11 protein-coding genes are annotated in these 22,764 nt (G+C 62.0%); 6 read left to right on the plus strand and 5 right to left on the minus strand.

The genetic code is table 11. The features are described 5' to 3' along the window. Positions 1-71 precede the first annotated feature (71 nt). Entirely contained in the window at positions 72-10,592 is a 10,521-nt protein-coding gene (locus QLG12_RS14965; RefSeq protein WP_282474802.1) for an autotransporter-associated beta strand repeat-containing protein, read from the plus strand. An 85-nt stretch (positions 10,593-10,677) separates the two neighbouring features. On the opposite strand, the gene QLG12_RS14970 is transcribed toward QLG12_RS14965, so the two are convergent. The 3 genes from QLG12_RS14970 to QLG12_RS14980 form a co-directional block, all read right to left on the minus strand. Further along, complete coding sequence (locus QLG12_RS14970) at positions 10,678-11,916, minus strand: hypothetical protein (RefSeq protein WP_236195371.1); 1,239 nt, start codon at positions 11,914-11,916, stop codon at positions 10,678-10,680. 123 nt (positions 11,917-12,039) lie between these two features. After that, positions 12,040-13,695, minus strand: coding sequence for a hypothetical protein (locus tag QLG12_RS14975; RefSeq protein ID WP_282474803.1), 1,656 nt, complete (start codon positions 13,693-13,695; stop codon positions 12,040-12,042). Positions 13,696-13,708: 13 nt separating this feature from the next. Beyond that, on the minus strand, positions 13,709-14,686 hold the full coding sequence (locus QLG12_RS14980) for a hypothetical protein (RefSeq protein WP_197870028.1): 978 nt from the start codon (positions 14,684-14,686) through the stop codon (positions 13,709-13,711). 152 nt (positions 14,687-14,838) lie between these two features. On the opposite strand from QLG12_RS14980, the gene selD reads away from it, so the two are divergent. Next, positions 14,839-15,873 (plus strand): selenide, water dikinase SelD, encoded by a 1,035-nt coding sequence (selD, locus tag QLG12_RS14985; RefSeq protein ID WP_011335088.1) that lies wholly within the window; start codon positions 14,839-14,841, stop codon positions 15,871-15,873. Next, the gene (gene mnmH / locus QLG12_RS14990; RefSeq protein ID WP_282474804.1) at positions 15,873-16,976 is read left to right on the plus strand and encodes a tRNA 2-selenouridine(34) synthase MnmH; all 1,104 of its coding nucleotides are present in this window, start codon (positions 15,873-15,875) and stop codon (positions 16,974-16,976) included. The genes selD and mnmH overlap by 1 nt, the downstream gene beginning before the upstream one ends. A gap of 27 nt (positions 16,977-17,003) precedes the next feature. Here the strand turns inward: mnmH and QLG12_RS14995 are convergent, their stop codons facing one another. Then, positions 17,004-17,678 (minus strand): histidine phosphatase family protein, encoded by a 675-nt coding sequence (locus QLG12_RS14995; RefSeq protein ID WP_085745881.1) that lies wholly within the window; start codon positions 17,676-17,678, stop codon positions 17,004-17,006. 296 nt (positions 17,679-17,974) lie between these two features. Between QLG12_RS14995 and QLG12_RS15000 the strand changes: the two genes are divergently transcribed. Continuing rightward, positions 17,975-18,673 carry a glutathione binding-like protein gene (locus QLG12_RS15000; RefSeq protein ID WP_282474805.1) on the plus strand — a complete coding sequence of 233 codons (699 nt, stop codon included), beginning with the start codon at positions 17,975-17,977 and terminating at the stop codon, positions 18,671-18,673. 253 nt (positions 18,674-18,926) lie between these two features. Then, a complete protein-coding gene (gene hemB / locus QLG12_RS15005; RefSeq protein ID WP_007958982.1) occupies positions 18,927-19,901 on the plus strand; it encodes a porphobilinogen synthase in 975 nt (324 codons plus the stop codon). A gap of 4 nt (positions 19,902-19,905) precedes the next feature. Here the strand turns inward: hemB and QLG12_RS15010 are convergent, their stop codons facing one another. Then, complete coding sequence (locus QLG12_RS15010; RefSeq protein WP_282474806.1) at positions 19,906-21,441, minus strand: FAD-dependent oxidoreductase; 1,536 nt, start codon at positions 21,439-21,441, stop codon at positions 19,906-19,908. Positions 21,442-21,635: 194 nt separating this feature from the next. On the opposite strand from QLG12_RS15010, the gene QLG12_RS15015 reads away from it, so the two are divergent. Continuing rightward, complete coding sequence (locus QLG12_RS15015) at positions 21,636-22,724, plus strand: DUF1615 domain-containing protein (protein WP_197870032.1); 1,089 nt, start codon at positions 21,636-21,638, stop codon at positions 22,722-22,724. Positions 22,725-22,764 lie beyond the last annotated feature (40 nt).

Consider the following 22,764-nt stretch of genomic DNA (forward strand, 5'->3'; position numbering starts at 1 on the left):
TTGATAGGCGTGCTGAATCTTGCCGCAGTTGCACGCTTCAAGGACGAAATCGACCACGAAAGGAGTAACCCGTGGAAGCAAGGTTTGGTGTCGCCCTGGTTTCGCGTTTTTCCCCACTGTCCCTTGCTGTGCATCTGAGTGTCGCCGGGCTGCTGTTCGGTGGTATCAGCGAGCAGGCGTTCGCCACTTGCTCGGCGGCAGGTTCCACGATCACCTGTTCGGGTGTTCCAACCCTGCCGCTGTTTCTCAATGACTACAGCAGTGCCACCAGCGGTCTGACGGTCAACGTCAACTCGGGCGCGCAGATGAATGCGACGCTGGGCGGCAAGGTCATCAACCTGACCGGGGCCAATATCAACCTGAACAACTCCGGCACCGTCGACCCGGCCTTGCTGGGCCTGGTGTCGATTCTCAGTGGCGGTGCATTCATCGGCACCGGGGCCACCAGCACGGTCAGCGTGGTCAACAACGCCAGCGGAATCATGCGCGGCACCGGGATGTTGCTCGGCCTCAACCTGACCAGCATTGACGGGCTGGCTATCGGTGTGAACAACGCGGCGGCGGGTACCACGACCATCACCAACAACGGCACGATTACCTCCACCGGGCTGTCGGTCGGCGGGATCACCCTGGCCGACACCCCGGTGGTCGGGGTGTATGGTGGTTCGCAAGTCAACATGACCAACAGTGCCAGCGGCACGATCAACGGCCGGATTGCGTTCGAGACGTCGGCAGCAGGCAACACCTTCACCAACGCCGGTAACATCACCGGCGGTGTGTCGATGGGCGCGGGCAGCACCAACACCTTCTACGCGATCACCGGTTCCAGCGTTAACGTCGGTGACGGCGTGCAAGTGTCCGCCGGCCTCGGTGGCCTGGTCGGCATCAACCTGACCTTCGCCCCGACCGGCACCATCGATGGCGGCGCGGGGGGCACCAACACGCTGATCCTGCAAAACCCGATCGGCGTCGGTGGTGGCGTCACCGGGACCGGCACCGCGTCCAGCGCGACCTACGTCAACTTCAACAACCTGACCCTCAACAGCGGCACCTGGACCTTGCAGGGGCCGTTGGTCAGCGGGGCGACTACCCTCAATGGCGGTGTCGCGCAGTTCAACGACAACGCGGCGTTCGGCAGCGGTGTGCTGACGTCCAACGGCGGGATTCTCCAGGCCAGCAACGCCGGTTTGTCGCTGGCAAACCAGATCAATCTGGGCGCAGGAGGCCTGACCCTGCAGGGCATCAACGGCACGACCCTCAACGGCGTGATTTCCGGCACTGGCGGCCTGACCAAGATCGGCAGCGGCCAGCTCAACCTCAATGGCATCAACACTTACACCGGCAACACCGTGCTCAACGGCGGCACAGTGCTTGTGGGTAACAACTCGGCATTCAGCACTGGCGGCATTACCGTCGGCGGCGCTTCGAGCATCTCGGCAACGACGCCGATTTCGCTGGCCAACGCGATCACCCTCAACAGCACCCTGACCGCAACCGGCACCGGTGCGCTGACCCTGGGCGGGGTGATCAGCGGCGCCAGCAATCTGACCAAAACCGGCAGCGGCAGCCTGACCCTCAATGGCATCAACACCTACACCGGGACCACCAGCCTCAACGCCGGCACCTTGCGTGTCGGCAACAACAACGCCCTGGGCACCGGGGTGCTCAACACCAGCAACGGCACCAGCCTCGACAGCACCGGCAACGTGACCCTGGCCAATAACGTCGGTATCACCGGTACGTTGAACGTGCTCGGCAGCAATGCCCTGACCCTGGCCGGCGTCGTGTCCGGCACCGGGGCGATCACCAAGAGCGGCAGCGCCAGCCTGACCCTGACCGGCAACAACACAAACAGCGGCACCACCGCGCTCAATGGCGGCAGCTTGCTCGTCGGCAGCAACACCGCCCTCGGTACGGGCGCGTTGAACGCGGCGGCCGGCACTACGCTGGATGCGACCACCGCCGTGACCCTGGCCAACGCGGTGGCGCTGGCGGCGGATCTGACCATCGGCGGTACTCAGGCGCTGGGCTTGAGCGGGGTCATCAGCGGCGCCGGCAACCTGATCAAGAACGGCACCGCGAACCTGACCCTCAGCGGCAACAACACCTTTTCCGGCGGCACGGCACTGAATGCCGGGACACTGATCGTCGGCTCCAACACCGCGTTGGGCACAGGCGCACTGACCACGGCGGCGGGCACCAGCCTCGATGCCAGCACCACTGTGGCACTGAGCAACGCCGTCGCCCTCGGCGGTAACCTGAACATTGGTGGCAGCGCCAACCTGACACTCGGGGGTGTCGTCAGCGGTAGCGGCGGGCTGACCAAGAATGGCGCGGCGAACCTCATTCTCAACGGCACCAATACGTTCCTCGGTGCTGTTGCGTTGAACGCGGGCACCATCACGGCGGGCGCCAATGCTGCGCTCGGCAGCGGCAATATCACCGTCGGCGGCGCGGCGACCCTCGACAGCAATACCGCGGTGACGCTGAACAACAACGTCATTCTCAACAACAATCTGGGGATCGGCGGCAGCAGTGCACTGACCCTCGGCGGGGTGATCAGCGGCGCCAGTCAATTGATCAAGAACGGCACGGCCAACCTGACCCTCAACGGCGCCAACACCTACACCGGTGGCACCGCGCTCAATGCCGGCAGCCTGACCGTCGGCAACGGCGCGGCACTCGGTACCGGCACGCTGACCGTGGGCGGGGCGGGCGCAACACTCAACAGCAGCGCCAACTTGACGCTGAACAACGCCATCGCGCTGAACGCCAACCTCACCACCGGTGGCGCTAACCCGCTGACCCTCGGCGGTGTGATCAGCGGCGCCAGCAACCTGATCAAGACCGGTGCTTCGACCCTGACCCTGACCGGCAACAATACCTACACCGGCGCTACGTCGCTGAACGCCGGGACGTTGGTGGTTGGTTCCAACACCGCCCTTGGCACTGGCGTACTCAACGCCGCCAACGGCACCACACTGGATGCCAGCACAGCGGCGAGCCTGGCCAACAACGTCAACCTCGGCGGCAACGTGACCATTGGCGGCAGCAACGCGCTGACCCTCGCGGGCGTGGTCTCCGGGGTCGGTGGCCTGACCAAGAGCGGCCCGGCCGACCTGATCCTCAACGGCGCCAACACCTACTTCGGCAACACCGCGCTGAACGTCGGCAAGCTGATTGTCGGCAGCAACACCGCGCTGGGCAGCGGTGCACTGAACGCAGCGGCCGGCACCACGCTGGATACCAATACCGCCGTCACTCTGGGCAATCAGGTCAACCTCGCAGGCGCGCTCAATGTCGGCGGCAGTGCGGATCTGACCCTCACCGGCACCGTCGCCGGTGCCGGCAGCCTGGTGAAAGACGGTGCGGCCAATCTGAACCTCAATGGCACCAACACCTACGTCGGCGGCACCACCCTGAACGCCGGTACCCTGACCGTCGGCAACAGCTCGGCGCTCGGCACCGGCGCCTTGACCGTCGGCGGTGCGGCAACAATCGACAGCAGTTCGCCGCTGGTCAGCCTGGCCAACGCGGTCGTGCTGAATGCGGCGCTGAGCGTCGGCGGTTCGCAGAACCTGACCCTCGGCGGCGTGCTCAGCGGCACCGGCCAACTGGTCAAGAACGGCAGCGCCAACCTGACCGTCAACGGCACCAACACCTTCAGCGGCGGCACCACCCTGAACGCCGGCACCCTGACCCTCGGCGCGCCCGGCGCATTGGGCAGCGGCACCCTCACAGTCGGTGGCGCCGCGACACTGGACAACAGCAGCGCCTTCACCCTCGGCAACAACATCACCCTCGATGCCGGGCTGACCCTGGCCGGCAACAACGGCCTGACCCTCAGCGGCGTGATCGACGGCGTCGGCAGCCTGACCAAGACCGGCCTGGACGACCTGACCCTCAGCGGCAACAACACCTTCACCGGTGCGCTGAACATTGCCGCCGGCAGCGTCACCACCGTGAGCAGCGGGGCGCTGGGCAACACCTCCGGCGCCAACGTCAGCGCCGGCGCCAGCCTCAATCTGGGCAGCAACGCCAGCCTCAACGGCCTGAGCGGCAGCGGCAGCGTGCAGGTCGGCGGCGGCAACACATTGACCGTGGGCGGAGTCAGCAGCACCAGCACCTTCGACGGCGACCTGAGCGGCAACGGCGGCCTGACCAAGGTCGGCACCGGCACCCTGAACCTGACCGGGATCAACGGCATCGTCGGCAACACCGCCGTCAACGGCGGTACCCTGAATCTCAGCGGTTCGCTGGCCAGTGCCCAGGTCAACGTCAATACCGGCGCGAGCGTGACCGGCAGCGGTTCGATTCTCGGCACCCTTAACATCAACAACGGCGGCCACCTGGCATTGTCCTCGGGCACCACCCTGTCTGCCGCGTCACTGGTCCTGGCCGCCAACAGCAATATCGATGCGAACCTCGCCACGCCATCGACCTCATCGCTGATGAACATCGGCGGCAACCTGACCCTCGACGGTAACCTCAACGTCACCGATGCGGGCGGTTTCGGCGTCGGTGTCTATCGCTTGTTCAACTACATCGGCGCGCTGACCGACAATGGCCTGACGGTGGCCGGTGTGCCGGTGGGTTACGGCCTCGGCGACATCCTCGTACAGACCCTTGCCAATCAGATCAATCTGGTCGTGTCGGCGCCGAATACCAACCTGCGCTTCTGGGACGGCAGCCAGACGATCCCCAACGGCACAGTGGATGGGGGCAGCGGCACCTGGAGTGCCGGGGGTACCAACTGGACTAATTCCAACGGCACGTTGAACCAGACCTGGGCCGGCGACTTCGCGGTGTTCCAAGGCACGGCCGGCACGGTGTCGGTCAACGGCACGCAACTGTTCACTGGCATGCAGTTCCTCACCGATGGCTACAACGTGGTCAACGGTACGTCGGGGCTGTTGACCGCCGTCAACGGCAGCGGTGGCACCACGGCAATGCGCGTTGATCCGGGCGTGACCGCCACGGTCGGGGTGAACATCGACGGCAGCGGCATCCTCAACAAACTCGACGCGGGCACTCTGGTACTCAACGGTGCCAACAGCTACACCGGCGGCACGCAACTCGATGGCGGCAAAATCGTGGTCGGCAGCAACACCGCGCTGGGCAGCGGTGCGTTGATCGCCAATGCCGGCACGCAACTGGACAGCAACACCGCCGTGACTCTGACCAACGCGGCCACGCTCAACGGTAACCTCACGATCGTTGGCAGCAACGCGCTGGCCCTTAACGGCGTGATCAACGGCACCGGCGGGCTGCTCAAGAACGGCTCGGCCAACCTGACCCTCGGCGGCAACAACGCCTTCCTCGGCCCGGTGGCACTGAACGCGGGCGGTCTGATTCTGGCGTCGAACAGCGCGCTGGGCTCGGCCACCCTGAACGCGGCGAACGGCACTACCCTGGATGCCAGCGGCGCCTTCACGGCAGGCAACGCGATCAACCTGGCGGGCAACCTCGCCATCGTCGGCAGCAACGATCTGACACTCAGCGGTGCGATCAACGGCGCCGGCAGCCTGACCAAGAACGGCGCGGCCAACCTGATCCTGAGCGGGGCCAACAACTTCCTCGGTGGCATCACCCTCAACGCCGGCACCCTGACCGCTGGCAGCAACGGCGCCCTCGGGCTGAGCAACCTGACCGTCGCCGGCGCTTCGGCGCTGGACAGCAACACCTCGGTGTCGCTGGGCAACAACGTGGTGCTCAACGCCAATCTGACCAGCACCGGCAACAGCGACGTAGCGCTGAGCGGCGTGGTCAGCGGCACCGGCGGTCTGATCAAGAACGGCGCCTCCAACCTGACCCTCAACGGCATCAACACCTACAGTGGCGGCACCACGCTGAACGCCGGCACCGTGACCCTCGGCACCTCGGCAGGCCTGGGTTCCGGCGCAGTGACCGTGGCGGGCGCGTCGACCCTCGACACCACGGCGCCACTGGTGCTGGCCAACAACGTCAACGTCAATGCCAACCTGAGCGTGGCCGGTAACAATAACCTGACCCTCGGTGGCGTGATTGCCGGGGCCGGCACCCTGACCAAGAACGGTCTGGCCGACCTGACGCTGTCCGGCAACAACACCTTCAGCGGCACTTTCGATGTGCAGTCCGGCAGCCTGACCACGCTGGGCAACTCGGCACTGGGCACCAACGCCGGAGTCAATCTCGGCGCTGCGGCGACCCTCAACCTTGGCGGTTCCGGCAGCCTCGCCAGCCTGACCGGCAGCGGCACTGCACTGATCGGCGGCGGCAATACGCTGAGCATCGGCGGCAACAACGCCAGCAGTATTTTCGGCGGCGTGCTCACCGGCACCGGCGAATTGAGCAAACTCGGTACCGGTACGCTGACCCTGACCGGCCTCAACAGCCTGACCGGCAACACCACGGTCAACGCCGGTACCTTGAACGTCAGCGGCTCGCTGGACAGCGCCAGTGTGCTGGTCAACAGCGGCGCCACCCTGAGCGGTGGCGGTTCGCTCGGCGGGGCGGTGACCGTGGCGGATGGCGGTCATCTGGCCGGCGCCACCGGCAGCACCTTGTCGGTGAATTCGCTGGTGTTCAACGCCAACTCCAACTTCGATGTCGGCCTCGGCACACCGGTGTCCGGTGGCGGCAACGCACTGGTCAACGTCGGCGGCAACCTGACCCTCGACGGCACCCTCAACGTCAGCGACATCGGCGGTTTCGGCAGCGGCGTGTACCGGTTGATCAACTACACCGGTGGCCTGACCGACAACGGCATGCTGATCGGCACCGTGCCGGGAAGCGTCACGCCAGGCGACCTGACCCTGCAAACCGCGCTGGCCAACCAGATCAACCTGCTGGTCACCGCGCCGGGCGTCACCGTGCAGTTCTGGGACGGCAACCAGCTTGTCGCCAACGGTTCGGTGGATGGCGGCAGCGGCACCTGGGGCACCGGCACCACCAACTGGACCGACGTCAACGGCACCACCAATCAGGCCTGGACCAACAGCTTCGCTGTGTTCCAGGGCACGGCCGGTACCGTGACCGTCAACGGCGCGCAAACCATCACCGGCATGCAGTTCGTCACCGATGGCTACAGCCTGCAGAACGGCACGGCCGGTTCGCTGAATCTGGTCAACGGTTCGCTGGGCAATGCCACCGTTCGGGTCGATCCGAACGTCACCGCCACCGTGGGCGTGGCGCTCAACGGCGCCGGCACACTGGGCAAATACGACACCGGCACCCTGGTGCTCAACGCCGCCAACGGCTACACCGGCGGCACTGCGCTCAACGGCGGCAAGATCGTGGTCGGCAACAACGCCGCCCTTGGCACCGGCGTGTTGACCGCCGCCAACGGCACGGCGCTGGACAGCAACAGCGCGGTCAGCCTGGCCAACGCCGTGGTGCTCAACGGTGGACTCACCGTCGCCGGCTCCAACGCCTTGACCCTCGACGGTGTGGTCAGCGGCAGCGGCAGTCTGATCAAGACCGGCGCTTCGAGCCTGACCCTCAACGGCAGCAACACCTACAGCGGCGGCACTCAACTGTCCGGCGGTTCGCTGATCCTCGGCAACAACAGCGCGATCAGCAGCGGCGCTCTCAGCGTGCTGGGCAACGGCACCCTCGACAGCACCAGCGCGCTGCAACTGGCCAACGCCATCAACCTGGGTGCGGAATTGACCCTGGCCGGCAACCAGAACACCACCCTGATCGGTGCAATCACCGGCAGCGGCAGTCTGGTGAAAAACGGCAGTGGCGACCTCGTCCTCAGTGGCGCCAACACCTACAGCGGCGGCACCACGCTGAACGGCGGCAGCACCCGTGGCGACACCAGCAGCCTTCAAGGCGCCATCGTCAACAACGCGACGTTGACCTTCGAGCAGAACAGCGACGGCAGCTACACCGGCAATCTGACCGGCGCCGGCAACCTGAACAAAACCGGCACCGGCGCCTTGCTGCTGACCGGCAACAACACCTTCACCGGCAACACTGCGGTACAGGCCGGTGCGCTGAACGTCAACGGTGTGCTCAACAGTGCCAACGTCAACGTGGCCGGCGGGGCGAAGGTCGGCGGCAGCGGCGTGTTCGCCGGCGCCGTGCAACTGGCCAACGGTGCGACGCTGACCGGTGGCGGCACTGCAACGCCGTTGTCGGTCGGTTCGCTGGCGTTGTCTTCGGGCACCAGCCTGGACTTCACTCTCGGCTCGGCCGCCAGCTCCACAACGGTGGTCAACGTCGCCGGCAACCTGACCCTCGACGGCACGCTGAACATCAGCAACGCCGGCGGCTTCGGCACCGGGGTCTATCAACTGTTCAGCTACGGCGGCAGCCTGACCGACAACGGTCTGGTCTACGGCAGCCTGCCGGTTTCGGCGGCCAACCTGACCCTGCAGACCGCGCTGGCCAATCAGGTCAATCTGCTGGTGCAGAACACTCCGGGTGAAGTGCAGTTCTGGAACGGCGGCACCACCAATCCGGATGGCAGCATCGGTGGCGGCAGCGGCGTGTGGGGCCCGGGCACCAATTGGACCGATCCGAGCGGAACCCAGGCGCTGGCATCAAACGGTCAGTTCGCCGTGTTCGGCGGCCAGAGCGGGACGGTCACCGTGCAAGGCAATCAGAACTTCACCGGGTTGCAGTTCCTCGCCAGCGGTTACAGCCTGGTTCCAGGCGCTGGCGGTACGCTGACCCCGGTCAACGGCTTGGGCGGCAGCCTCGCGCCGGTACGGGTGAATGCCGGTGGCAGCGCCGAAATCTCCGCACCGCTGGTGGGCACTGGCGGTATCGAGAAGCTGGATTCCGGCACTCTGATCCTCAGCGGCGCCAACACTTACAGCGGCGGGACGACGGTCAGCGGCGGTACGCTGATCGGCAATACCACCAGCCTGCAAGGCAACATCCTCAACAACGCCTCGCTGGTGTTCCAGCAGAACACCAACGGCCAGTTCAACGGACGCCTCAGCGGTGTCGGCGCCTTGGCCAAACGCGGTGCCTCGCGCCTGCTGCTGGCCGGGGATCAACCCTTCAGCGGCACCGTGGCAGTCGATCAGGGCGTGCTGCAAGTCGGCAGCCGTGCGGCGCGGGCATCGCTTGCCGGGCAGGTCACCGTGGCCAATGGCGCGGGCCTGAGCGGCAATGGCAGCGTCGGTTCGGTAGTCAACCATGGCGTGGTGGCTTCTGGTGGCGAGGATGGCACCTTGAGTGTCGCCGGCAACCTGAGCAACGCCGCTGACGGTGTGCTGGCCCTGACGGTCAGCTCGCCGACCGCCACACCACTGGCGGTCGGTGGTACCGCCACCCTGGGCGGCGGTCTGCAGGTCAACAGCCTGGCGCCGTTCACCGGCAATACCGTGTACTCGCTGATCACCGCCGGTGGCGGAGTGACCGGCACCTTCAGCGCCGCCGACCTGCCGCAATACGCATTCCTCAATACTGCGCTGGTGTACGACGCTAACGCGGTGAACCTGGTGGTCAGCCGCAACGGCAATTCGTTCGTCGACGTCGCCGCCACCCGCAACCAGCGCAATACCGCTTCGGCGTTGATGCGCAACGGCGCGGCGGGCGCTGCGTTGCAGAACGAAATCATCAACCTCAGCGTCGCCGGGGCCCGTAACGCCTTCGACAGCCTGTCGGGGGAAATCCATGCCAGCACTGCCAGCGCAATCCTTGAGGATTCGCGCTATGTGCGTGACGCAGTCAACGACCGTATGCGCCAGCCTTCGTGCAGCGCACCGGACGATCCACGCCGCGCCCTGGCTCCTAGCGAAAACCAGCTGAGCAGCAATGGTTGTCACGGCGAAATGGTCGGCTGGGCCCGCGCGCTCGGCGCCTGGGGCGAGTCGGACGGCGACAGCAACAGCGCGAAACTGGATCGCAACCTGAGCGGTTTCATGCTCGGCACCGACAAGCAGCTCGACGACCAATGGCGCGTCGGCATGGCCGCCGGCTACACCCGCAGCGATCTGGATGCCCATGATCGTCGCTCGAATGCCACGGTTGAGAGCTACCACCTGGCGGCGTACCTCAACTCGCAATTCGATGCGTTGGCAGTGCGCCTCGGTGCGGCGTACAGCTGGCATGACATCGAGACCAAGCGCGACGTCAGCGTCGGCGCCTACAACGATCGGTTGAAGGCCAATTACGACGCCCGCAGCGCCCAGGTGTTCGGTGAAGTCGGCTATGCCATCGAAGCGGCCGGGATTGCCCTGGAACCGTTCGCCGGTCTGGCCTACGTCAACTACGACAGCGACAAGGCCAAGGAAAAAGGCGGGGTGGGGCGCCTGCGCGCCGAGTCCGATCAGGACATCACCTTCTCGACCCTGGGCGTACGCGCCGGCAAGGTCATCACCCTGGCCAACGGCGGGCAATTCACCCCGCGCGCAGCCCTCGGCTGGCGGCATGCCTTCGGTGACACCAAACCCGACGCCGACCTGACCTTCATCGACGGCGGCGCCTCGTTCAACACCCAGGGCGTACCGATTGCCAAGGACAGCGCAGTGGTCGAAGCGGGCGTGGACTTCCAGATCAGCCCGACCGGCAAACTCGGTATCGGTTACTCGGGGCAGCTGTCGAACGAGAGCAACGACCATGCGATGACCATCAGCTTCAGCCTCGGGTTCTGATTCAGGAGCGAAGCACTTCAGCCGCCCGCAAGGGCGGTTTTTTTTTGGTCGTTGCTTTTCGTTTGCTATCCGTATGAACGAATGCTCATTGTTCTTTTAGTTGTACTTTCAGTTCAATCTCAACGCGGCGGTCTACCGCCAGGCATTCCTTTTGTTCAGGGAGCGGCAGATCTCTGGTGCATGTCGACTTGGGTTCCAGCGAGCCCTGTCCGAGTCGTTTTACTTGTGCCTCAGGCAGGTCGGCAAACAGTTCTTTGATCTCTGCATACACGCTGTCGGCGCGCCGCATGGACAGGGCCGCATTGGAGTCTCCCGGCTTGAGCACGGGGATTCTGTCGGTGTGGCCGATGATGTTGGCGGAAAGTATCTTCAGATGATCGGCAGCCAGTCTGAGTTGGGTTTCCTGAGTAAATTGAGCGAGTTGCTTCTTTCCGTTAGCGCTGATTTTGTCGTCGTAAATATCGAAAAGCGTGTCGGTGTTCACGGTTAAGCAGGTCTTGAAGCTATTTCGCTTGTTTTCTGGAGTCAGGACTTTAACGCCGCTGCGATCCAATTCGATTTTTGCGATTTTTCTGTTCCATTTCTTGCTTTCAGTATCGTAGGCGAGCAGTTGTACGAGACTGCGTTCGCCCAATCCGTGCCAGAGGACATTGAAGTGATGAGCAATATTCGTTTGGTTTCCCTCCTTCGTACAGCCATAAATGGAGAGGTTCAGTTCTTTTGCAGTGTCGCTGATGATTCTTTGATTCTCTTCGCTTAACACCAATGAAACGTCTTTTTGCTGGACTCCAATAAACCCAAAGGTCCCGTCAATGAACTTGCCGAAAACCGGTGGCACCATGGCTGCCGGGATAATGATGGCAATCACCAGCAAAACGATTCGTTGCAGTGTTCGCTTTTGTTTTTCAGCAGTATCGGACAGGTCGGATTTCCAGTGGTTTACGGCAATGTACAAGATGAATCCGCTGGCGATGGGCGCAAAGAAAGCAGCCCAGTCCTGCATGAAGTAAGCCACTAGAGCAAGCGCGCTGAAGAAAAAAATGCTGAATAAAACGGAGAATACTTTGTCGATGATGTTTTTATCTTTGTATGCAGCGAAAGCAAAGTTAAAAGCGATAAAGCTGCTTCCCAACCAGTACGAATACAGAAAACCAAACCCTAGTGCTATGAAAATAAAAACCAGGCTGTCTGCCAGGTTGAGGCCGGTCGGGAAGAAATTGATCAGGAAGGCGCAGTAACCCCAGGTGATGAGAATGCCAAGTCCAATAGTTGATTTGGCTGCAAAGGATGAAATTTTTTGAAGGGTTTCAAGTAATTCAGACACGAGTTTTCCTGAGAAGAGCCTGCACGCGTTGCATGCAGGGTTTGTTTTTCTTGAGTGATCAAGCAAGTCAAACGACGAGCCATGTTTGATGGCCAGTTAAGACTGGCTCGGCAGAGACGGGTGTCAGGTAGCCAGGCTACTTTCCAACTCCAGAAGCAATCTGTCGTTTTCTGCCATCGCCTGCCCCAGGTTTCGATCTGACTGTTCGTTGAGCGCGATCAACTCGCGATCCCGGTTCACCCCCAACAGATCCAGCTTGTCCACCAGATAAACAACAAAGGTGCTGGCCAAGCCTGTCAGTGCACCGACGATTACGGCTGACAAGATCGCACCCAAGGCGCCCAGACCGGGAATCGTGAGCACCTGTTTTTCGATGATTTCTTCCAGTGCGACCCCGGCGATGATCACACCGCCTGCGCAGGTAATCTTGATCGCCTCGTGTGCTGCCTCACGTAATGTGAGCCCCTTGGGGGGCAGCAGCAGCGTTTTGAGTGCCTTGAGCAGTGACATGAATCCTTCACGAAACATGCGCACTGCGCGTTTGCCGGTGGTGACGAAAACGTTGATCAGCGTTGTCACCAGGTTTGCCAGAACGCCGGCCACGAAGCCTCCACCGCCCGCCGCCAAGGCTGCTTGCCATTGATTTGCGACTCGCTTTGCAACTCGCTCCAGGCGTGTCCGCAGCTCAGGCACCAACGACTCGTGAGAACGGCCATTGCGGTAAAGATCCATCAGTTCGTCGAAGGTCGCACTGAAAAACTCGATCAGCATCACGCCAAAGGCTTGCTGGAAGGCCATCTTGCCGCCTTCTTTCAGGCTGGTTTTGGCGAGGTCGGATTTGAATTTTTCGCTCTTGTAATAGGCATCATTGAGCTTCTTTTCGTATGCCTCGCGCGCTGCTTTGTCCTTGGCCAGGAGCAGGTCGGGATTTTGTGCAATGGCCTCTTGTTGCTTGAGTAATCGCAGACGATTTTCGTCTTTGGGTGTCAGCTCCTGTTTGTCGGATAAGCGCTGCATTTCTTCCTGGCGGCTCTGGGTGTTCTTTTGCAGTTCCTCGACGAATTGAGTCGCGCTCTTTTTGCCCTTTGACTGGTTCAGTGCTTTTTTGGTCGGGTTCAGATTTGAATCTGCATTCGCCAGTGTCGGCGCCTCCAGATCGGCCAGTACACGTCCTGCATCGTTATGAATCACATTCGCTGAAATGGTGTGATCAAGATTACGCGGGTCGTGGTTTTTGTTCTGACTGAAGGTTTCGTTGGTGTAGGCGTCCTTGAGTACGCCTGAATTCTGGTCGAGAGTGTCTTTAGCGTTTTTTGCGATGTAAGCCTTGTCACCATGGAACTTGTTCGAGTCGTACTTGGGCAGATCTGCATATTTGTCTGCTGCAGCATCGGTCGCGTACACCTTGTTTCGCGCATTGTTAATGGTATCGACGTTGCCACCTTTTTTGTCGTACACCGCCAACACGCGACCCAGACCGAAAGGCACCGCGATGGCCTGTAAGACTTCGCGTTTGCTGTCTCCGATCAACTGATCGAATCGTTGCTGATTGAAGGCTTGCGAATACCCTTTGAGGATGGCCTCTGCTTCGTCGTCGGTGACGTGCAATTCCACCGAAAAATCGGCACTGATAAAGATGTCTTCCGTCGTGTGGAGCAAGGGTTTTTCAAGCAATTGTCGAGCGATATCGGACTCGGGCAATTCGACAAGTCGTGCGGTGCCAGTCAAGGCCGCTTGCTGACGCTGCCGGGCTTTGAAACGTTCAATTCGATCCGTCATGGTGTTTCTCCTGTCAAGCAGCGGCAGACAACTGTGCCCATCCCGAGCGAAACGCCTTTTGCGGCACGTTCATTTCGCCATTCAGTGTCGTGACGAAATCGATGATCTCTTCGAATAACGGCTGCGCCTCGGGTCCGACTTTTCGTGCGCGAATGAAAGCCTCTTTGAGCGTGGGAGGATTGACGGACAGCAGGTTTATTGCAGTTTGTACCTTGGCTGGCAGGAATCCGCCGCCCATTCCCATCAGGAATTCGTCGATCTGCTGTTTATCTTCCTTGCTGGCCACCCCGGAGCAGGCTGCGCTTGCCTGGGCGACAGCTTGCATGGCGATCAGCATCTTGAAGTAGGCTTCGTGGCTATCGATGCAGGCCTTGGCTTTTGCCAGTGCCTCGGAGAAGCGCTTTTCCCGAACTTCACTCTTGGCTTTCTGGCGCATTTCACCACGAGCCTCCGCGTTTTTTTCCTTACGCTCTTCCAGCTCTTTTTTTGCATTCCAGTAGGTTGCCATTGACGTGCCGAATTCGGCCACATAGTCACGGGAACTGTCGTAGCCGCTGGCTAAGGTTTCACGTGTGAAGTCGTAGGCATCGCCAAGGACATCACCGACCTTGTCTGCCGCGTCCACCACGGACTCAACCGCCGAGGTGTAGGCGTCAACTACAACATCGGCAGCGCTGGAGGCGGTTTCGACAGTGGAGTTGTAGGCATCGGATACAGCATCACCGACCTTTTCAGCCGCTTCAGTCACAACGTCCGCAGCATCGGAAATCGTTTCTACAGTTGCGTCATACAGATCGCCGACTTTATCTCCGACAATGTCCGCGGCTCCTGCCACCGTCTCGCGCGTCGCGTCAAATGCCCGGCCCACAGCGCTGGTGATGGAAGAAAAAATGTCCGTCGCGAGAAAGTTTTCGGCTCGCGGGATGACGGGTTCGCGTACCCAACTGTCGATAAACGATTCTTCCATGGAGCTGAAGGCGCGAAGTTTCATAAGTAATCCCTGACTTTTTAGACGTTTGGGGATTCTCCCTGGTTGAAGAGTGATGTCAATGTGCAATCAGTTATCTTAGGGGGGATTGACACGGCAGCTCCGTTTGGCTCTCTGCTAGTCTTTGCTTCATTCCTTGCCGAGAGACTTCCCTCATGACCGAGCCCATCCGTCTGACCCAATACAGCCACGGCGCCGGCTGTGGCTGCAAGATTTCGCCCAAGGTGCTGGAGGTGATTCTGGCCGGCAGCGGGGCGCAGAATCTTGATCCGAAACTGTGGGTCGGCAACGCGTCGCGCGATGATGCGGCGGTGTATGAAATCGATGCCGAGCGCGGGGTGGTCTCGACCACGGATTTTTTCATGCCGATCGTTGATGACCCGTTCGACTTCGGCCGGATCGCCGCCACCAATGCCATCAGCGATATCTACGCCATGGGCGGCGATCCGTTGATGGCGATTGCGATCCTCGGCTGGCCGGTCAATGTGCTGGCGCCGGAAGTGGCGCGGGACGTGATACGGGGTGGACGAGCGGTGTGCGATGCGGCGGGGATTCCACTGGCCGGCGGGCATTCGATCGATGCGCCGGAGCCGATCTTCGGTCTGGCCGTCACGGGGCTTGTAGAAAAGCGCTTCATGAAACGCAACGACACCGCCACCGCCGGTTGCCTGTTGTACCTGACCAAACCATTGGGCATTGGCATCCTCACCACCGCCGAAAAGAAGGGCAAGCTGCGCCCCGACGACATCGGCGTGGCCCGGGACTGGATGTGTACGCTGAACAAGCCCGGCAGCCGTTTCGGCAAACTGGCCGGGGTCACCGCCATGACCGACGTCACCGGTTTCGGCCTGCTCGGGCATCTGGTGGAAATGGCCGACGGCAGTCATCTGACGGCGCGGGTTTTCTATGATCGGGTGCCGCGTCTTTCGAGCATCGAGTACTACCTCGAACAGGGCTGCGTGCCAGGCGGCACCTTGCGCAATTTCGACAGCTATTCGAGCCGCGTCGGGCGGGTCCAGGAATTGCACAAGCGAGTGCTGTGCGACCCGCAGACCAGTGGCGGTCTGCTGGTGGCCGTGACCCCGGAAGGCAATGCCGAATTTCTCGCCGTCGCTGCCGAACTCGGCCTCGCGCTTGAGCCGATCGGTGAGTTGATCGGGCGACAGAGCCACGCGGTCGAGGTGAATTGATGTCCATCGACGTCACCGACTACCGCGACATCTTCCTCAACGACCGGCCGCTGATGGACGCTCGTGCGCCGGTCGAATTTCATAAGGGCGCGTTTCCCGGGGCGGTCAATCTGCCGCTGATGAATGACATCGAGCGCCAGCGGGTCGGCACTTGCTACAAGCATCACGGTCAGCAGGCAGCCATTGAGCTGGGCCATCAACTGGTGTCCGGCCCGGTGAAGGAAGAGCGTATCCAGGCCTGGGCGGAGTTTGCCCGGACGCATCCCGAGGGTTATCTGTATTGCTTTCGTGGCGGCCTGCGTTCGCAGATTGTCCAACAGTGGCTCAGGACCGAAGCCGGCATCGACTACCCGCGTATCGGCGGTGGCTACAAGGCACTGCGGGGTTTTCTGATCGACACTCTTGAATCAGCCTTGGCCGACTGTGATTTCGTGCTGCTGGGTGGCATGACCGGCACCGGCAAGACCGAAGTGCTGGTGCAACTGCGCAACAGCGTGGATCTGGAAGGGCATGCCAATCACCGAGGCTCGAGTTTTGGCAAGCGCGCCACCGGTCAGCCGTCGAACATCGATTTCGAGAACCGGCTGGCCATCGACTTGCTGAAAAAACGCGCCGCCGGCATCGAACAGTTTGTGCTGGAGGACGAAAGCCGGGTGGTCGGCAGCTGCGCGTTGCCCTTGCCGTTGTATCAGGGCATGCAGCAGTACCCGATGGTCTGGCTGGAAGATCGTTTCGAGCAGCGCGTCGAGCGGATCCTGCGCGATTACGTGGTGGATTTGTCTGCCGAGTTTCAGGCTGTGCATGGCGACGAGGGTTTCGCGAGGTTTTGCGAGCGCTTGCTGGAAAGCCTCGACAACGTGCACAAACGCCTGGGCGGCGAGCGGCATCGACGGATCCGGGTGTTGATGGAAGAGGCGCTGGCGGAGCAGGGCCGAAGTGGGGCTGTGGATTTGCACCGCGCGTGGATCGAGGGTTTGCTGCGCGAGTATTACGACCCCATGTATGTGTTTCAGCGCGAGAAGAAGGGCGGGCGGATCGAGTTTGCGGGGGAGCGGCAGGCCGTTATCGAGTACCTGCGTCAACGGGTCAAACCCCCGGTCTGAAGGGGCCCGAGCAGGCCCCGGGCAAACTCAGGTCGGACAGCTTTCCTGGCCGTTATCCAGCCCCTGTTTGTAGCTGTGGCTCTGCAGGCTGGCCTTGCCGTTGTGCCAGGTCAGGGTCAGCACATACAGCGAGTCGTAATCGCTGGATTCCCAATCCTCGGTGATTTTCTGCTTCTCGCCGACGGCCTTGCCCGCGACCTTGTTGATCAGTTCCGGCAGATAGCCGTGGGACCACGCGGTGTAGATGGTCGAGTTGTGGTACTTGTCGTCGGTCAGTTCCCGGGCCAGGTCGCTGGTGTCGTTGGCCGAGAACTCGATGTTCACCGGCAGGCCGAGTTTGATCGCGGCGGGGCTGATGGTCATCAGCGGGCGGATGTAGCTGTAGGAGTTGTCCAGTTCGCCTTCCTCGACATTGCGCGTTGGGTTGGCGGCGAACACGTAGTCGGCCTTGCCGAATTTTTCCGGCAGCAGGGTCGACAGGTCGATGGCCCGGTTCAGGCCCTGGCAGTTGAGCTGGCCGAGACCACCGGCGGGTTTCTCGGCATGGCGCAGGAACACCAGGGTCTGGGTGCCGTCCACCGGTTGCGCACGGCTTTCGCTGGATTCCAGCGACAGGAACAGCGCGCTGACTGCCAGCAGGGTGGGCAGGGCCACATACGCGCGATGTTTGAAGCGGTTGGCGACTTTCATCAAGTTCGTCATGGGATAAGGCGTCTTCAGTCTGTTCGGTTAAGGCTGACAAACCTCTGCACCGGTGCATGCGCGCCGGCTGTTTTCCCTGTCATCACTGGCTTGCTTGGAGCCCCCTGAGGCCCGTTTGGTTCGATCCGCTTGAGTGCGCCGCACTTTACCGTTGAGGCTGCGCGGTTGGAGGGAAGGTTAACCACAGGATGTTGCGGATTTAAGTAAGCCTGCGGGGCAGGTGTGTAAAGAACCCGAGCCAGAGCGCTGATCGTGGATTATGCTCAGGCCTTTCATTTTGTGACTGGATGCTACACATGACTGATCTGTCCGCGTTCCCGATCACCCAGAAATGGCCGGCGCAGTACCCTGACTGGATTCAGCTTTATTCCCTGCCGACCCCCAACGGCGTCAAGGTATCGATCATGCTCGAAGAGATCGGCCTGCCGTACGAGCCGCATCGCGTGGGCTTCGACACCAACGACCAGATGTCTGCGGAATTTCTGTCGCTGAACCCCAACAACAAGATTCCGGCGATCATCGACCCCCACGGCCCCGAGGACAAACCGCTGCCGTTGTTCGAGTCCGGCGCGATCCTGATCTACCTCGCCGACAAGAGCGGCCAGTTGCTGGCCCAGGAAGGCGCGCTGCGCTACGAAACCATTCAGTGGTTGATGTTCCAGATGGGCGGCATCGGCCCGATGTTCGGCCAGCTCGGTTTCTTCAACAAATTCGCCGGCAAGGATTACGAAGACAAGCGTCCCCGTGACCGCTACGTCGAGGAAAGCCGCCGCCTGCTCAACGTCCTGAACACCCGTCTGGAAGGGCGCGACTGGATCATGGGCGAGCGCTACACCATCGCCGACATCGCAACGTTTCCGTGGGTGCGCAACCTGATCGGGTTCTACGAGGCAGGCGATCTGGTCGGCATCAACAACTTCCCGAACATCACCCGGGTGCTGGAGCGCTTCCTGGCGCGCCCGGCCGTTGTGCGCGGCCTGACCATTCCTTCCTGATTTCAGGGTTAAACACCCGACCCTGTGGGAGCTGGCTTGCCAGCGATGAGGCTGTCACAGTCAACATCGATGTTGATTGACCCATTGCTATCGCTGGCAAGCCAGCTCCCACAGGTCATCGGGTGGTTCTGATGATTATTGCGTCTTGGGTAATGCACTGTTGATTGATCCAGGTTTGTACCCCGTCCCCCGCAAGGCATAAGCTTCGCCCCCTACGACTTTCGTCTCATCCGCTGTTTTCAGGAAAGGCCCCATGTCCAGTCAGTTCCCCGAAGCACGTCCACGCCGTCTGCGCCGCAATGCGAGCCTGCGCAGCCTGTTCCAGGAAACCGAGTTTTCCCTCAACGATCTGGTGCTGCCGATCTTCGTCGAAGAAGAGATCGACGATTTTGTGCCGATCAAGAGCATGCCCGGCGTGATGCGCATTCCCGAGCGCAAACTGGCCGGCGAAATCGAGCGTTACGCCCGGGCCGGAATCAAGTCGGTGATGACCTTCGGCGTGTCCCATCATCTGGATGCCAACGGCAGCGACACTTGGCGCGAAAACGGCCTGGTGTCGCGCATGTCGCGGATCGCCAAGGACGCCGTGCCGGAAATGATCGTGATGTCCGACACCTGCTTCTGCGAGTACACCGACCATGGCCATTGCGGCGTGATGCACAACCATGAAGTCGACAACGACCAGACCCTGATCAACCTCGGCAAACAAGCGGTGGCCGCAGCCCGTGCCGGCGCCGACGTGATCGCGCCGTCGGCAGCGATGGACGGCCAGGTGCGGGCGATTCGCCGGGCACTGGACGACGCCGGCTTCACGCAGATTCCGATCATGGCCTACTCGACCAAATTCGCCTCGGCGCTCTACGGCCCGTTCCGCGAGGCCGGTGGCAGCGCGTTGAAAGGCGATCGCAAAAGCTATCAGATGAACCCGATGAACCGCCGCGAAGCCCTGCGCGAATCGTTGCTCGACGAGCAGGAAGGCGCCGACGCGCTGATGGTCAAACCGGCGGGCGCGTACCTGGACATCATCCGCGACATCCGCGAAGCCTCGACCCTGCCGCTGGCGGCGTATCAGGTCAGCGGCGAGTACGCGATGATCAAGTTCGGCGCCCAGGCCGGGGCCATCGACGAAGATCGCGTGGTGCGCGAAAGCCTCGGTGCGATCAAGCGCGCGGGTGCGGATCTGATCTTCACCTACTTCGCGATGGACCTGGCCCTGGCCGGGATCTGATCCGTCAGGGGCAATTGAAAAACGGCCGGATCCCGTGATCACGAAAGTACCGCTCGATCACCTTCGGATCCGCGCTGTTGTCGGCAATCGCCACGTAAGTATCGGGGCGCAGCAGGTAAAAGCCGTTGCGCCCCAGGCCCGCCGTTTCAAACGCCGGGCGCCAGTCGAACACGTGCAGCGGCAAGTGATGTTCATTGCACCAGGCGATCATCTCGTCGCTGGTGTCGCCGTACACATGCACCTGCCAGCACGGCTGGCGCAACGGCTCGTAATTATCCCCCTCGCCATCATGGGCCCACGGCAAGCGGTCGCCGCCGTGGACGTGCCCGGCCACGCCTTCGCTCAATGCCATGCCCCGATAGTTGACGGTGATTTGCGACACCGTGCGAAACAGGAATTCGCGGCTGGTCTCGAATGAGGCCATTTTCGGAATCAGGAACGGTGCCAGCCGCGTGCGCAACAGGTCGGCCATGCGGCCTTCGGCAGTCACAAAACTGAAGACTTTGTCGGTGGTCGACACCAGTCGCCGGGCGAAGGCGATGCGTTCGGTTTCGTAGCTGTCGAGCAGCCCGGGCGTGGCCGCGCCGCCGAGCACTGCCGCAAGTTTCCACGCCAGGTTGATCGCATCGCCGATGCCGGTGTTCATGCCCTGACCGCCGGCCGGGCTGTGCACGTGCGCCGCATCGCCGAGCAGAAACGCCCGGCCCTGGCGAAAGTGATCCGCCACCCGATGATGCACGCGGTAGGTGGAGAACCAGTTGACGTCCTCGATGTGCACGTTCAGGTGTTCGATGGCGCGATTGCTGACATCCGAGAATTCCAGGGTTTCGGCGCGATCCGCACGTTCGTCGCGCACGGTGCCGATCAACCGCGCACGGCCTTCGCCGGCCAGCGGGAACACCGCGAGAAAATCCGCTTCATCCAGATCCAGATGCAACTCGCCATTGAGCGCCGGACCGCTGGCCCGCACATCGGCGACGTAGAAAATCTGCTGATAAGTGCCACCGGGAAAACCGGTGTCGAGGGTTTTGCGCACAACCGAACGGGCGCCGTCACACCCGGCCAGATAGCACGCCTGGCAAATCTCTTGCTCGCCATCCGGCAGGCGCAAATGCGCGGTGAGGCCATCGCCGTTTTCCGTAAAACTCTCCAGCGTGGTGTTGCGTTCGACGGTCACGTCGTAGTCTTCGAGGCGGTCGATCAACAGGCGCTCGTGTTCGTCCTGCGGGTACATTTCCAGAAAGGCATAGGGCGTCAGGCCTTCGCCGATCCGGTTCAGCGGCAGCTGCGCCACGGGTTTGCCCTTGACCCAGAAATTCGCCGCGGCCACCCGGTGACCGTTGCGCACCACCGCGTCGGTCAGATCCAGTTGCCGGTACAGCTCAAGGGTGCGCGCCTGCACCGCCAGCGCCCGCGAAGTGCTGCCGGGGGCGGAGGCCTTGTCGATGATACGCACGCGTACGCCCAGTTTGCTCAGCCACAGGGCCAGCACCAGTCCGGTGGGGCCTGCGCCGATGATCAGAACATCACTTCGGTTCATGGTCTGTCCTCCTCGCGTGTCCTGATCCGAGACTTGCCACTGAGTGTGCAGCAGCAAGTATGGATCAGACGGCGAGGGCGGCCACTCGGCCTGCCAAACGGGACGATGGAACAGCGCCGCCGGCCCGCAGTCCTATCCTGCACCCTGCGATTGAGCGTAGGGTTAACCCGGCTCAACGGACTGGATGAAGCGTTATGCACACCCCTCGATTATTCGTCAGCCTCGCCGCGTTGCTGGTACTGGCCGGTTGCGCCGGTCAACGCAGCGAAGAACCGGCGCCGCGCCCGCCCGCCGAGGTCAAGGCGCAGATCGTGCGCCTGCTGCCGGCAAAAACCGTCGACCGCCAGGGCTGGGCCACTGACATCTACGCCGCGTTCGCCGCCCAGGGCATCAGCCCGACTACGCAGAATCTGTGTTCGGTGCTGGCCGTCACCGAGCAGGAATCCACTTTCCAGGTCGATCCGCCGGTGCCCGGCCTGGGCAAGATCGCCCGTGACGAAATCGACCGCCGCGCCGCCAAAGTGCATATCCCGAGCCTGCTGGTCAGCGGCGCCTTGCAGTTGCGCTCGCCTAACGGCAAGAGCTACAGCGAACGCCTGAGCGCCGCCCGCAGCGAAAAGGAATTGAGCGCGATTTTCGATGACTTCATCGGCTCGGTGCCGATGGGTCGCACGCTGTTCAGCGGTTTCAACCCGGTGCACACCGGCGGGCCGATGCAGGTCAGCATCGAATTCGCCGAGAAGCACGCCAAGGACTATCCGTACCCGATGGACGGGACGATTCGCCGCGAGGTGTTCAGCCGTCGCGGCGGGATGTATTTCGGCATCGCCCATCTGCTGGGTTATCCGGTGAATTACCGCGAGCCTTTGTACCGCTTCGCCGATTTCAACGCCGGCTGGTACGCCAGTCGCAATGCGGCGTTTCAGAACGCGGTCAGCCGCGCGTCGGGCATTCCGCTGGCGCTGGATGGCGACCTGATCCGCCCGGGCGCGATCATGCCGGGCAGCACTGAACTGGCGGTGCGCGCGCTCGGCAAATCGCTGGGCATGCGCAATCCGGTGATCCGCGATCAGCTGGAGAAGGGCGATAGCCTGGCCTTCGAGGAGACCAAACTGTATCAACGGGTTTTCGAGCTGGCGGAGCGTGCGGAAGGCAAGTCACTGCCCCGTGCGGTGTTGCCGGGGATCGTGCTGCAGAGCCCGAAGATCACCCGCAAACTGACCACGGCGTGGTTTGCCAAACGGGTCGACGAGCGTTATCGGCGCTGCATGGCCAAGGGCTGAGGACGATCAAAAAGGTATAAAAAAACCCGGCTGACGGGAG

Source organism: Pseudomonas sp. V88_4, assembly GCF_029967985.1.
In the GTDB taxonomy this organism is placed as follows: domain Bacteria; phylum Pseudomonadota; class Gammaproteobacteria; order Pseudomonadales; family Pseudomonadaceae; genus Aquipseudomonas; species Aquipseudomonas glycinae.

Bases quoted from the DNA above. Each gene is read 5' to 3' on its own strand.
- QLG12_RS14975 (WP_282474803.1), bottom strand. From the start codon at position 13,695: ATGACGGATCGAATTGAACGTTTCAAAGCCCGGCAGCGTCAGCAAGCG.
- QLG12_RS14980 (WP_197870028.1), bottom strand. From the start codon at position 14,686: ATGAAACTTCGCGCCTTCAGCTCCATGGAAGAATCGTTTATCGACAGT.
- selD (WP_011335088.1), top strand. From the start codon at position 14,839: ATGACCGAGCCCATCCGTCTGACCCAATACAGCCACGGCGCCGGCTGT.
- mnmH (WP_282474804.1), top strand. From the start codon at position 15,873: ATGTCCATCGACGTCACCGACTACCGCGACATCTTCCTCAACGACCGG.
- QLG12_RS14995 (WP_085745881.1), bottom strand. From the start codon at position 17,678: ATGACGAACTTGATGAAAGTCGCCAACCGCTTCAAACATCGCGCGTAT.
- QLG12_RS15000 (WP_282474805.1), top strand. From the start codon at position 17,975: ATGACTGATCTGTCCGCGTTCCCGATCACCCAGAAATGGCCGGCGCAG.
- hemB (WP_007958982.1), top strand. From the start codon at position 18,927: ATGTCCAGTCAGTTCCCCGAAGCACGTCCACGCCGTCTGCGCCGCAAT.
- QLG12_RS15010 (WP_282474806.1), bottom strand. From the start codon at position 21,441: ATGAACCGAAGTGATGTTCTGATCATCGGCGCAGGCCCCACCGGACTG.
- QLG12_RS15015 (WP_197870032.1), top strand. From the start codon at position 21,636: ATGCACACCCCTCGATTATTCGTCAGCCTCGCCGCGTTGCTGGTACTG.